The sequence below is a fragment of the Qipengyuania flava genome, from assembly GCF_011762005.1.
GTDB lineage: Bacteria > Pseudomonadota > Alphaproteobacteria > Sphingomonadales > Sphingomonadaceae > Qipengyuania > Qipengyuania flava.
In genome coordinates this window covers 203,040-216,520 of the sequence record NZ_JAASQU010000001.1, presented here as the reverse complement: position 1 = coordinate 216,520, position 13,481 = coordinate 203,040, and the positions used below count along the sequence as shown (strand labels likewise).

At 55.0% G+C, this 13,481-nt stretch carries 12 protein-coding genes; 6 read left to right on the top strand and 6 right to left on the bottom strand.

The window, feature by feature from the left end; all coding sequences use genetic code 11:
• Nucleotides 1–41 precede the first annotated feature (41 nt).
• The 6 genes from FHS69_RS01090 to FHS69_RS13930 form a co-directional block, all read right to left on the bottom strand.
• Nucleotides 42–1,277 (bottom strand): hypothetical protein, encoded by a 1,236-nt coding sequence (locus tag FHS69_RS01090; protein ID WP_166775869.1) that lies wholly within the window; start codon nucleotides 1,275–1,277, stop codon nucleotides 42–44.
• Nucleotides 1,278–1,292: 15 nt separating this feature from the next.
• Nucleotides 1,293–2,300, bottom strand: coding sequence for a glycosyltransferase (locus FHS69_RS01085; RefSeq protein WP_166775867.1), 1,008 nt, complete (start codon nucleotides 2,298–2,300; stop codon nucleotides 1,293–1,295).
• A 107-nt stretch (nucleotides 2,301–2,407) separates the two neighbouring features.
• Nucleotides 2,408–3,325, bottom strand: a complete 918-nt coding sequence (locus FHS69_RS01080) for a sulfotransferase family protein (RefSeq protein ID WP_166775865.1) — start codon at nucleotides 3,323–3,325, stop codon at nucleotides 2,408–2,410.
• A complete protein-coding gene (locus FHS69_RS01075) occupies nucleotides 3,322–4,263 on the bottom strand; it encodes a polysaccharide pyruvyl transferase family protein (RefSeq protein ID WP_166775863.1) in 942 nt (313 codons plus the stop codon). The genes FHS69_RS01080 and FHS69_RS01075 overlap by 4 nt, the downstream gene beginning before the upstream one ends.
• 75 nt (nucleotides 4,264–4,338) lie before the next feature.
• Complete coding sequence (locus tag FHS69_RS01070; RefSeq protein WP_166775861.1) at nucleotides 4,339–5,646, bottom strand: oligosaccharide flippase family protein; 1,308 nt, start codon at nucleotides 5,644–5,646, stop codon at nucleotides 4,339–4,341.
• Nucleotides 5,647–5,765: 119 nt separating this feature from the next.
• A complete protein-coding gene (locus FHS69_RS13930) occupies nucleotides 5,766–7,001 on the bottom strand; it encodes a sugar transferase (RefSeq protein WP_166775859.1) in 1,236 nt (411 codons plus the stop codon).
• A gap of 437 nt (nucleotides 7,002–7,438) precedes the next feature.
• On the opposite strand from FHS69_RS13930, the gene FHS69_RS01060 reads away from it, so the two are divergent.
• From FHS69_RS01060 to FHS69_RS01035, 6 genes are all read left to right on the top strand, one after another.
• Nucleotides 7,439–7,666: a hypothetical protein gene (locus FHS69_RS01060; protein ID WP_063505291.1), complete on the top strand. Its 228-nt coding sequence runs from the start codon at nucleotides 7,439–7,441 to the stop codon at nucleotides 7,664–7,666.
• Between the two features lie 258 nt (nucleotides 7,667–7,924).
• Nucleotides 7,925–9,145: an NADP-dependent isocitrate dehydrogenase gene (locus FHS69_RS01055; RefSeq protein WP_166775857.1), complete on the top strand. Its 1,221-nt coding sequence runs from the start codon at nucleotides 7,925–7,927 to the stop codon at nucleotides 9,143–9,145.
• Between the two features lie 109 nt (nucleotides 9,146–9,254).
• Nucleotides 9,255–10,910 carry a bifunctional GNAT family N-acetyltransferase/carbon-nitrogen hydrolase family protein gene (locus FHS69_RS01050; RefSeq protein WP_166775855.1) on the top strand — a complete coding sequence of 552 codons (1,656 nt, stop codon included), beginning with the start codon at nucleotides 9,255–9,257 and terminating at the stop codon, nucleotides 10,908–10,910.
• 50 nt (nucleotides 10,911–10,960) lie between these two features.
• Nucleotides 10,961–12,721 (top strand): cation:proton antiporter domain-containing protein, encoded by a 1,761-nt coding sequence (locus FHS69_RS01045; RefSeq protein WP_067464540.1) that lies wholly within the window; start codon nucleotides 10,961–10,963, stop codon nucleotides 12,719–12,721.
• Nucleotides 12,722–13,243: a hypothetical protein gene (locus FHS69_RS01040; RefSeq protein WP_166775853.1), complete on the top strand. Its 522-nt coding sequence runs from the start codon at nucleotides 12,722–12,724 to the stop codon at nucleotides 13,241–13,243.
• Nucleotides 13,244–13,286: 43 nt separating this feature from the next.
• On the top strand, nucleotides 13,287–13,475 hold the full coding sequence (locus FHS69_RS01035; RefSeq protein WP_067464543.1) for a hypothetical protein: 189 nt from the start codon (nucleotides 13,287–13,289) through the stop codon (nucleotides 13,473–13,475).
• The last annotated feature ends 6 nt before the right edge of the window (nucleotides 13,476–13,481 follow it).

Sequence of the window (13,481 nt, the reverse complement as noted above, 5' to 3'; positions counted from 1 at the left end):
CAATGCCCATCGAAACGCCCGAACTCTCTACGAAAAACTCTCTAGCGCGCCGACGCGCTGACTGAGAATCGTCCGACGCTATTAACAGTAGGCCTTCGATTTCCAATGTCAGGCAAAAAGTTTCCTAACAAAAAAGCGCCCCACAGTGAGAAAAACGTATCATCGAGAACTAAGGCAATAGACCAACCGAAAAGCGATAGCGCTTCGCGCGCCCTTATCCCCCCGAGAGACCATGACTTCAAAGCAGCTCCGAAGACGGACCAGAACGCAAATAGCAATAGTGATACACCTGCCCCCGCGCCAATCAGATGCCGCAGCAATGTATTGTCAATCGCTCCTCGACGCGAGAAGTGCGAACTAAGAGCAAACTTGTTGCCAAATAGTTCGAGATCATTCAGCAGCGCAAAAACACGTAACCGAGCGGAAATCGAAGCATCGCCAATATCAAACGACCTCTTCTCGAAATATCCCGCCCAATAAAGAGATCCGGCTCCTATCAGAATAAAAACGAACAGAAAAATTTTACTTCTAAAACCACGCCATAGAACGAAACCGGAAAGAGCCGCCAATATCCCCGTAACCAATAACGCGCCACGACTATAAGTTGAAACGACGACGATGAGTACGAGAAACGTTGCGAGGTAACCAGAAAAATCTCTTGGACTTCTAGGGAAAGCAAAAGGAGTCAAACTTGCAGAAAATAGAGCAATGAAATTAATATTATTGACTTCATTCCCGATACCAAACCTGTATGAATTAAAAAACTGGGAAGAATTCAAACCACGCAAGGATTCGAAAATAGAAGCTTGATTGGTAGCACTTAGGAAAAGAAAAAATGCAAGAAAGCCTATCACAACCGATTTTTGAGAAACCCACACCATCCTATGCGCTGCTATGATCGAAAATAATAACAAGTAGATGCCAAACTGCCAAACTGTTGTACCGGTCGACACCACTTCGGCTGAGCAGGTTTGCGGTGAACAACTTGCAATCCAAATGAATCCATAGGCGACCGCGATGGCGGAAACAAAAAGACATGAGACGGATACCCCAAGTATCCGATCGCGCATGAATGCAATTACCAGAATTATTAGGATCGCAGCTAGGTCAAAATATCCCCCGAGAAGCTGAGAAAATCCCGCGACAAATATGCTGAATAAAAGCATCGCCGCCATCCATTCAGGAAGCGAAGGCAGGAGCGAAGCTCCAACGGTAGTCCGCGGAGTTTTGCGCTGGTAATCTGTCCCACCTGATTTTCTTCTTCCTTGGCAGTGCATGCCCTGCCCCTCCTTCTATACAGTTTGGAATAGATTAATGAGGGGGTCCCGCCAAGCAGCAGTTAAGGGAGCCAACGACTGCTGCTGCGCGACGGCCACACGCTCCCAGTTTGAGCGGTCATTCAAGTAATCAAGAAGTCTTTCAACCTCATCTGCCGGACTCTTCAACGAAAAGTAACAAGCGTGCTCGGCGAAAATATTCCGATGAGCCCTGATATCACTTAAAATCATCGGCAGACCCAGGCATGCCATCTCCAATACCACATTCGGGAAATGATCCACCACCGAAGGGACAAATACAACATCAACCTCGTCCCTAAGCAGCATCAAATTGTCGCAACGCCCCATAAATTCAACGCGCGCCTGAAGCGCTGGACTCAGTTCATTTTTTAATCGATCGAAAGCGGCCCCTTCACCATACAGACTATACAATATTGAGTTGTCAGTGAAGGTTCGCTCTATTAGCTCACGCAGGATAGGAAATCCCTTCTTTTCCCACTCTGGGTTCGACATAAAACCGATACGTTGTACCTTCCGTCTTTGCCCCCACGCTGGAGAGATAAGGCGAACTCGAAGGTCATTTGAAAGGACGGCTGTTTTCTCGGCGAGTCTCCCACCACACAATTTTGCATATCGCGCGTGGAGATTCGCCATCGCGAACTCTGATTGAACAACATAGCGGTTAGAAAAAATAACGCATGCGATCTGCAAAACATAGTCACGCAGCGTCGCCTTTCTGGAGCCGGGAAAGTATTTTCTTATTTCGTCACGTTCATATACTTGATCGTTCCGGCAAAAATAAATCGCTTTACCACCTTTCATACGCGAAAGAATAGCGCCACTTATAAAGCTGTATGGTTCGAACGCAAAAAAAACGTCTCCACGTCGAACCGCCAGCGCAGCGCGGAGACCGGCGAAAAATTTAGCTGCCTGAAGCCGCAGCCCGCGCCCGCCAACGCTCTTACGAAGATCTGCCTCCAACCCAAGAACGGTCCAACCAAATTCCCTTAGCTGGGCGATCATATGCTGATGACGAGTTTCAGCCCCCCTATTCCCCTGCCTCATTAAGGCAGTCACTATTTTGTTTCGCCCGCTTGGGTGTCTTAGTTGCTCATTCATCAACATGGTAGTCAAATCGCTTCCGCGATCAATCCAGTCTTTCGCCTTCTCATATGCGCACGAACACGATGCAACGGCTTCGCGATCATTCTAATTTGATCCGACAGCCCCAGAACCGCATCTCGGGCTTGAACGTCCGGAAAATAATCACCGGAGAAGAATGCGTGTCTGGTAGCATCTTCGATGTATCTTACTTCTTTTGAATTTAAGGCGCTTTCCCACGAAACAATGTTTCTAGCCTTTGCCATTACCCGGCCGTGCTGCCCAGTCGTATACTTGGGTATGATCATAACACTTTGCCCTTGAGCATTTGCAGTGAAAGACCTTTGTCGAACTACGTCCGCAACAGCACGTTCTGGGTCCGCACAAAGCTCCTCATATTGAACGATCGCCAACCTCTCTGGAGCATGCTTACTCAGATAGGCAAAACCCTCTAGATCTTCTTCGTATCGTCGCTGCCAAAAGGCAACAGCTGAACGAACACTCGGATACCCCCAGTCAGTACGCATTATAGAATGGACGACCGACCTGGGATCTCGAACAAGATAAACGTATAATTCGGGAGAATACGCAGCATCTAGAAACGACGCGTTCTTGAAATTGTCTGGCGTATGATCGATTATCGCATGTTTATGAGATCGACCACACAACGCATCTTCGATGCTTGCAATCATCGCCTCGTAAATCGACGAAGACATTGGAGCGAAAGCTGCGATCGAAGATTCACTCCGCTCCCACAATCGAAATCGAAAGTTATTCTTAAGATTATCGAAAACGCGAGGTAAACTATCTACATTCTGACTAACTTCGTGCTTGAAGTTAATTTCAGGTATAACTGTAGCATTTACGGAACGAGCAAGGGCGACACCCAAAAAGGTCGTACCACTTCTCTCAATTCCTCCTATAAAGATTTTTCTGCGCGGCGTCATTTACGAAACATCGCTTTCAATGTCGAAATTTCGCCGCCCTTAAGTTTAGAAAGATATTGGGGGTCACAGACGAAAGGGCGATTGAATACTTCTTCACCAACCACACTCGTAAGCACGCCCTGCCGACCGCTCCGATAATACATTTGCACCGGAGTGCCGTAAGACAGCGAGGCAACCGTTGCGTGAACCATGTCAGTGTGAACCTCATTGGCTGCGCTATACAGAGCGAGGTACTCGGCGACATTGTCAGAATAGAATGCCTCGATATCTTGCCTGCGCACGCCCGGGCGCAACACCCGATATAGGTTGCGAATTATCGAACGAGATCGCGGCTCGATCGAAAGCCGAAGAGGAAGATGCTCGCACCGCATAACCACGCCGCCAGATCGCCCAGGGTCCACCATTCTGTTGAATGTTCGGACCGTGAAACTTCTTTCAGATTGGACGGCAGCGACTGCATCGGCCACCCAGTATGCGCAGTCTAGCCCTCTCTCAGCATAATCAAAGAGATCTCCATAATGCTCAAGAGACTCGCTGTCTCGAGCGATCAAAGCGAAGGGCCGCAGACGCTCGAGAATATTCCTAACTGATGCAACTTCACGCTTTTCGTACCTGTAGCCTCCAGCGCCAAGGAGCAGAACCTTCGGCCTCTTTGGAAGACTCTCAATCTTTTCAACTAATCGGATCAGTTTCTCGTTGAGAACACAACCCGCTAATGCAACCACCTCAATCTCATTTTGAATAACATCCATCAGAGATGGGAAGTTATGGTCAGCAGCTCCATCGCCGATCATGTCGAACTTATTTGCCCCGACCGCCGAGCAAGTCTGAACATTCTCGTGGCCGAATACGTTATTTAGAATATGCTCCGCACCCATTTTGACGAAGCCATCTCCAACATTTAACCACCAACTTTTCAAAAGGACAACTTTTGTCATAGGTAAGATCTTCTTGTCGTATTTTATGGGCGTGTTTCGATAATGATGTCAGCTTTATTCAGCAATCAAAGAGTCCTACCTTTGATTTGGCCATAATTTAGAATGACCCATGTAGTCCTTCAACCCAGCTATAAACCCCACATCCATGCTCAGTGAGTTGCGTGCGCGTACATACAGTAGGATATTCCAAGATAGAAGGGATGCCAATGAGGCGAACGCCGCACCTTCGATACCGAACTTCGGAATGAGCGCTAAATTGAGGGTGATGTTGATCAGGGTGCTCGCCAGAAGTGCCGCGGTGATGACCCACTCCCGTCGCGCTAAATTAAATAAGAGCGCAACCGATCCAGTCATACAGTTTAAGAATTGTGAAGCTGCCAATATAACCATAGCTAAATATGCGTCCTTATAAATCGGAGGGAAGGCAACACTGAGAATCGCCTTTCCGAAAGCAATTATACATACCACGATGAAAAACGAGGCAGTCGAACTGAAGAACGAACATCTAGCTAGTAGTCTTTCGACTTCTTTTGTTTCACCCCTTTGTAGCGCGGCACCAACATGTTTCGCAATCACTATATTTGCGATTTGCAGTACAATTCCGACCTGCCCGCCGATCAGAGACGCTACCTTAAAGACTGCGACCTCCTCGATCCTCCCTAATCCGCCCAGCAGAACGACGTTGAGGTTAAGAGATATCGCCTGTAGTGCGGCCGAAAAACCTAGCCCGAGTGTAGCAGTCAGCCAAACCCTATGATTGTACCGAGCAGAAGAAGTCCTACGTCTCGCGCCTATTTTTTGGACGAGCCAAACGCCTAGGAGAAATGAAACTCCCATGGCGATTACATTAGCGAGTATCGCCTGGCGTGCCGTTATCTCATCACTATTAATTATCACGAGGGCGAGAACTACGAGCAGCAGAACCAACGGCTTCACGATGTTTTCGGGGAACTGACTACGAGCTGTCCACCCATGTGATCGCAGAATTGACGCCCGAATTGCGTTCCAAGATGTGAGCAGAACCAAAGGTGCGGCCAGAATAATCAGATATCCCAAACTTGGTGGCGCCCAGTAATGCGCAAAGGCCATTAATCCCATGACAACGATGCTACCGGCAAGTGTAACGACGATGTAGCCCCAACGTATTACCGAGCGGGTCGCCACATCGTCCTGCGCTTCGATAGACCGAACGGTCTCTCGAAGGACAAATTGTGGAATACCGATCTGCGAGGGAACGATAACTAGTGCAAGCAACCCGAGAACATAAACGTAATAGCCGTACTGCTCCGCTATCATAACGTTAGTCAGAAGCACCGTGGTCAAAACACCGATCCCCACCGACGCAAATCGCTGAACTGCTGTAAGAAAAATCTTAAGCCTCATGGCAATCCGCCCACCACTTTTCCTGGCAACCTAGCATAGTCACACCTAAGTGATCCCAAAGCAGATGTGATCTCGAAGCAGGAAATTTCGTCAATCCAACTGCGGAATGAATAATTAATTTATTTTGCGCCAAAGCCAGAAAAAACAACTCTCGCAGTTCTCAACATAACAATAATGTCGAGCCAGTACGAGAGATTCTTTATATAATAAAAGTCATACTGGAGCTTTTCATCGACCTCTTGCAATTCTGCAACGTGACCTTGATTCACTTGTGCCCATCCAGTGATGCCTGGCCTCACGATGTGCCGATATCTGTAAAATGGTATCTCACCTTCATACCATTGCGACAAACTAACTGCTTCTGGACGCGGTCCAATCCAACTCATTTCCCCGCGGATGATATTTAGAACCTGAGGCAACTCGTCTAACCGCGTCCGGCGCAGAAAGGCCCCAACTCGGGTAATACGCTTATCCCCAAGTTGAGTGACAGATTGAGTGCGATCAAGTCCGTCACAGGATTCAGTCATTGTTCTCAGCTTGAGAACGTAAAACGTCTTACCGCGATGCCCTACCCTCAATTGCCGAAAGAAGATTGCCCCCTTACTGTCCAGCTTTATGACTAGAGCACATAAGCCAATTACTGGGGCTATGAAAGGCAACGCGCAGATTGAAAGCACGAAATCAATCGCTCGCTTTGCTTTCTGATAAACAAAGCCGGGGACCAGGGCGCCAAATCCATTCTCAGAAAGATGCTCAATCTGAACCTTTCCTGTCTCAGCCTCCCATACCTGCTTATAATGATAAACAGGGCGGCCAGAGATAGCCGCCTCAGCAAGAAACCGCTCCCATTCTGGCGCCAAATTTGCATTGAGATCTGCGACAATCGCGGATTCGGGCAGCCCATCAAGGATTGGACTGCCAAGGGGGAGAACAGGTGCCCCTCGCAGCTCTTTTACGAGCTCAATCCGGCCGCCAGGAACCAAATAGTAGAGAATTCCTTTGGCTCGCGAACGCACGGCAGTGATCGCAAACCTAGTTGCGAGAATTGCCACGCAACATGCCCCGATGACCTTGTTTGAATATTCAAGACGAAATCCAGCGATTATCGCTATGAACACACCAAACACGATAGCCACCACAGGAAGGATAAAGCGCGCTACCGCAACACCAGGATAGAACCGCAGCCGTCGCAAGATCGCGAGCGATATCAGAGAACAAACGGCTGCACCAAATCCAGAATTAACCACTCCCGGCTGTGACAACCAAACTATGCTGGTAGCAGCCCCCCCCCTACTCTCGGCGGCCGCCAAAAAGCACAGCGGAAAAATCACTCCCACCGTAAGGATCGCGATCACTTCGAACCGCAAGGAGTGAAATAGACCACGACGCACGATAGCGGGAGAGAAATTCACTGACACCGAACTGACTCTCCAAAAGTCATTATATTTGCAACCTTTCGAACGCTGCGCAAACCAAGGGCCCACGATGGAAGCCTTGCATCTAGAGGGTTACCAGCGCTTAAACGTTCTTTCTGGCCCTAACCAATACCCTGCAAAGCTTCAATCGGAACGTGTCAAGATTCTCGTTAATCTGCTGCAGAGCGCCAAGCCGAGGTGTCACAGCGCTATTAGCAACTCCCTCAAACAGAAAGGTTTGACGCTGCCTTCTTCAGCATGCCTTAGGGGCTTGCGGTACGCACTCTCTTCATTTAGACGGTGAATCGAATACGGGCGCGGCCGGCGTGTGAGATTCGCGTGCCGGTTACGAAACTGAATTCACAATGGAGAACAAGATGATTGCGAAGAAGATTCTCATTTCGGCTTCGGCTGCTGCCATGGCGTTCGCGCCGGTTGCTGCCTCGGCTGCTCCGGTTGCCGTCGAGCGTTCGTCGGCTTCGGCTAAGGACACCTCGGAACTGGGCGGCGCTGGCCTGATCATCGCCATCCTGGCGGGCATCGCTGTGGTTGCTGGCGTCATCATCGCTGCCGATGACGACGACGACACCCCCGTAAGCGTCTAAGCCAGTCTTAGAACTTAAAGAGCCGGTCGCGGAGGTTTGCTCCGCGGCCGGTTTTTTCGTGCGCGCTACAAAGGCACTCCCCGAGTCGCACGCTCGGGATTGAGCGCATGAGTGAATCGGTGAGGCACCCGCTACCGAAGCGCCTCACCGGCAATCCTATTCACGCAACCCCTGAGGGCGAACCCGACCCGCGTCCCTTGCCCTCACCCCTCGCTCTGCTATGGCGCGCGCAACACTTATCGAACGAACAGGAAACCCATGGCGAAGATCAAGGTTGCGAACCCGATCGTCGAGCTCGACGGCGACGAAATGACGAAAATCATCTGGCAGTGGATCCGCGAGCGGCTGATCCTGCCCTATCTCGACGTCGACCTTAAGTATTACGATCTCTCGATCGAGAAGCGCGACGAGACCGAGGACCAGATCACCGTCGATGCCGCCAATGCGATCAAGCAGTATGGCGTCGGCGTGAAGTGCGCCACCATCACGCCCGACGAAGCGCGCGTCGAGGAATTCGACCTCAAGAAGATGTGGGTGAGCCCCAACGGCACGATCCGCAACATCCTCGGCGGCGTGGTCTTCCGCGAACCGATCGTCATCGACAACGTACCCCGCCTGGTGCCGGGCTGGACCGACCCGATCGTCGTCGGCCGTCACGCCTTCGGTGACCAGTACCGCGCCAAGGACACGCTGATCCCGGGCGCCGGCAAGCTGCGTCTCGTCTTCGAAGGCGAGAATGGCGAGAACATCGATCTCGATGTCTACGAGTTCCAGAGCTCGGGCGTCGCCATGGCGATGTACAACCTGGACGACAGCATACGCGACTTCGCGCGTGCCTGCATGAACTACGGTCTCGACCGTGGTTGGCCGGTGTATCTGTCGACCAAGAACACCATCCTCAAGAAGTACGACGGCCGCTTCAAGGACCTGTTCCAAGAAGTTTTCGACAACGAATTCAAGGACAAGTTCGCGGAAGCGAAGATCACCTACGAACACCGCCTGATCGACGACATGGTCGCCGCGGCGCTCAAGTGGAGCGGCAAGTTCGTCTGGGCCTGCAAGAACTACGACGGCGACGTGCAGTCGGACGTGGTGGCGCAGGGCTTCGGCTCGCTCGGTCTGATGACCAGCGTCCTGATGACGCCCGATGGCAAGACCGTGGAAGCCGAAGCGGCGCACGGAACCGTCACCCGCCACTATCGCCAGCACCAGGAAGGCAAGGCGACCAGCACCAATCCGATCGCCAGCATCTTCGCCTGGACCCGCGGCCTGATCTATCGCGGCCGGTTCGACGACACGCCCGATGTGGTCAAGTTCGCCGAAACGCTTGAGCGGGTCTGCATCAAGACCGTCGAGAGCGGCAAGATGACCAAGGACCTCGCGCTGCTTATCGGTCCCGACCAGAGCTGGATGACCACCGAACAGTTCTTCGAAGCGATCGTCGAGAACCTCGACAAGGAAATGGCCAACTGGGCCTGAAACCTTCATCCGACTTCGTCATTGCCTAGGCAGTGACGCTCGAGACCGGGATCGGCGTAGCGCCGGTTCCGGTCTTGTCGTATCGGGATCCGCAAAAGACGGGGAATGCATGGCCAGACCGCCACAGAAGAAGCGCGTAACCAAACGCAAGGGCACAGAGAAGTTCGGCCAGCGCCGGCTCGAAGTGCGCAATGCTATGATCAAGGATATTCCCGGGATCGCGCATCTGGTGCGGCGGGTTTACGAAGATATGCCCGCCTATACGCACGGCGAAATCCGCGGCCAGATCAACAATTTCCGCGAAGGTTGCTTCGTCGCGCTGCTCGACGACGAGGTGGTCGGATATTGCGCGACCATGCAGCTTGCCGAAGCGCTCGCCTTCCAGCCGCATGACTGGGACGAGATCACCGGCAATGGTTATGGTAGCCGCCATGATCCGACCGGCGACTGGCTTTACGGATACGAGATGTGCGTCGATCCCAAGGTCCGCGGCGTGCGCATCGGGCGCCGCCTGTATGAGGAACGGCGCGCGCTGGCAGAGGAGATGGACCTGACCGGCATCGTCTTTGCCGGGCGGATGCCCAACTACCGCCGCTTCCGCCGCAAGGTCGAAAACCCGCAGGACTATCTCGCCAAGGTGGTCGAGGGGAAACTGCACGACCCGGTGCTGCGCTTCCAGCTGGCCAACGGCTTCGAGCCCGAACGGATCATGCAAGGCTATCTGCCCGAGGACAAAGCCTCGATGGCCAATGCGGTGATGATGGTCTGGCGCAACCCCTATGTCGAGCGCGACCAGCCGGTGAAGAAGCGGCTGCCCCGCGGGGTCGAGGCGGTGCGTGTCGCGACCTGCCAGCTGCAGGCGCGCGCGGTCGCGGACTACGACGAGTTCATGCGCGCCATCAAATATTTCGTCGATGTCGCAAGCGATTACGAGGCAGACTTCATCGTCTTTCCCGAACTGTTCACGCTTATGCTGTTGAGCTTCGAAGAGAAGGAACTCTCTCCCGTCGAGGCGATCGAACGGCTGTCCGAATACACTCCGTGGCTGCGCAACGACATTTCGGAAATGGCGATGCGCTACAACATCAACATCATCGCCGGATCGCACCCGACGCGGATGGAGGACGGCGACATCCACAATGTCGCCTATGTCTGCCTGCGCGATGGCGCGGTGCATGCGCAGGAGAAGATCCACCCCACCCCAAACGAACGCTATTGGTGGAACATCAAGGGCGGTGACAAGGTCGAGGTGATCCAGACCGACTGCGGCCCGATCGGCGTGCAAATCTGCTACGACAGCGAGTTCCCCGAACTCAGCCGCCGCCTGGCTGACGAAGGGGCGCGGATCATCTTCGTGCCCTTCTGCACCGACAGCCGCCAGGGCTATTTGCGCGTACGCTATTGCGGACAGGCGCGCGCGATCGAGAACCAGTGCTTCGTCGTGCTCAGCGGCAATGTCGGCAACCTGCCCAATGTCGCGAACATGGACATCCAGTATGCGCAGAGCTGCATCCTGACGCCCTGCGACTTTCCCTTCGCGCGCGACGGGATCGCCGCCGAGGCCAGCGAGAACGTGGAAACGCTGACTATCAGCGACATCAATCTCGCCGATCTCAGCTGGGCGCGCGCCGAAGGCACGGTGCGCAACCTCGCCGACCGCCGCTTCGATCTCTACCGGATCGAATGGGATGAGGACGGCAAGCATCCGGGCAAGCCGCGCCCGCGCCGCGAGCCGCTGGGTCCGAAGCACCCGGGCGGGGGTTAGCCGGGAATCGCGCCGTGACACCATGACACGGCGCGGTTACGGATGTGCACATGGCATCGGCTGAATTCGCTAGTCCCGCAGTATCCGACGCGCTGGTCATTCTCGGCGCGGCCGGGCTTGTGATCCCCGTGTTCACGCGTTTTCGCGTCACGCCGATCATCGGCTTCATCCTGATCGGCATCCTCGTGGGCCCCTATGGCCTCGGGAGGCTGGTGTTCGAGCACCCGATGCTCAATCACATAACCATATCCGATCCCGAGGCGCTCGAGCCTTTTGCCGAGTTCGGCATCATCCTGCTGCTGTTCACTATCGGGCTAGAGCTGAGCTTCAACCGGCTGTGGCAGATGCGCAAGCTGGTGTTCGGGCTGGGTGCTATGGAACTGCTGGTGATCGGTACATCGCTGGCGATCGCGCTGTCGATGATGGGCCAGTACTGGACCGGCGCACTCGCGCTCGGTTTCGCGCTCGCCTTCTCTTCCACCGCGATCGTCTTGCCGATTGCGGGCACGCATTCACCGGTCGGGCGCGCGGCGCTGTCGATGCTGCTGTTCGAGGATATCATGATCGTCCCGATCATCTTCGTTCTTGGCGCGATGGCTCCCAATGCTGCGGGCGAAGGCTGGGAAGGCATGCTCACCACACTATGGCAGGGCGGGCTGGTGATCGCTGCGATGATGATCCTCGGGCGCTTCGCCCTGCCCCGGCTGTTCGGCCAGGCCGCGCGCACCAAAAGCCCCGAGCTGTTCCTCGCCGCATCGCTGCTGGTGGTAATCGGCGCCAGCCTCGCCACCGCCGCAGTGGGCCTTTCGCCGATCGTGGGCGCCCTGATCGCCGGGCTGCTCATCGCCGAGACCGAGTATCACAGCGAAGTCGAGGCGATCATGGAGCCCTTCAAGGGTCTCGCTCTCGGCATCTTCCTGATCACGGTCGGCATGAGCATCGACCTCCAGACGATCTGGGAGAACCTCGCCCTCATCGCCACCGCGGTGCTGCTTATCCTGCCCTTCAAGGCACTGGTCACCGGCATGTTGCTGCGGTTCATGGGCGCACGTCGCAGTACCGCAGCGGAAACGGGCATACTGATGGCGAGCCCATCGGAGACCACGCTGATCATCCTCGCGGCCGCAAGCTCGGCCCTGCTGATACAGCCCGGAACCGCGCAGTTCTGGCAGATCGTCACCGCGATCGGACTTACGGTGACGCCGCTGCTCGCGCGGCTCGGGCGCGTCATCGCCCGGCGTGTCGAGCCGGTCCCCGAATTGCCCGAGGACACGGCCGACGAACCCCGGGTAATCATCGTGGGCGCAGGTCGCGTGGGCCGGTTGGTCGCGCAGATGCTGATCACGCATGACAAGCCCTATGTCGCACTCGACGCCGATCCCGACCTGATCGAAAGCGCGAAACGCGACGGTTTCCGTGCCACCTTCGGCGATGCCGCCCGGGGGGATTCGATGGACCGGCTGGGGATCGAGAACGCCCTCGCGGTTGTGCTAACCATGGATGAACCGGTTCTCGTCCAGCGCCTCGTGTCGAAGCTGCGCAAGGAACATCCAGAGTTGCTGATCGTGTGCCGCGCCCGCGATGTCCAGCATGCCGCGCAGCTTTACCGCGCCGGTGCCAGTCACGCAGTGCCGGAGACACTCGAAAGCTCTTTGCAGCTTTCGGAAGCAGTGCTGGTCGATATCGGCGTGGCGATGGGCCCGGTGATCGCCTCGATCCACGAAAAACGCGACGAGTTCCGCGGCCAGATCGAACAGGAAGGCGCGCTAGCCTACAAGCCGAAACTGCGGACCAGCACTGCAGAGGGCTGAATGGCGGTCCCGCTGGAGAACCGTTCGGATTGTACGCGCTGCGCCGCGCTGTGCTGCATCGCCTATCCCTCGCAGGACATGCCCGGCTTCGCCGCCGCCAAGGACGCCGGGGAAGCTTGCCCCAAGCTGGCAAATGACGGGCAATGCACGATCTACGCGGACCGCGCAGATCAGGGCTTCGCTGGCTGCATCCGGTTCGAATGCTTCGGCGCGGGCCAGCACGTCGTGCAGCATCTGTTCGAGGGCAAGGACTGGCGAAGCGAGCCTGCGCTGATGGGCGCCATGATCGAGAGCTTTCTGGCCATGCGTCCCGTCAGCGACTTGGCATTCCTCGTCTCACGCGCACTCGCGGCGCTGCCAGATGATGCAACGGTCGCGCGGCTGCACGCCCTGGATAGCGAACTGACTGAAATCGCCTCGACGCGCGAGACGTTGCGCGACACGGCGCGAATTGGCGAGGTGCAAAGGAACATCAGAGCCGTCTTCGCAACTCTCGACCCGGAAACCCTGCGAACTTCATGAACTTCCGGCTTGCCCATGCGTTGGTGGGGCAAAGGAGAAAGACATGAGCAATCCCGACCCAACCAAGCCGACGCCGAACGACGAAAAGTTCAAGCCGCAGAATGTGCAGGACCCGGTAAGCACCGTCGAGCCGCCGAGCGCCAATGCAAACAAGCCCGCCGACACGGGTGGTCAGGACCTCCCGCGCGGCAGCCAGTCCGAAGTCGGTCGCAAGTCGCGCAACCGCAGCTGAGCAGTA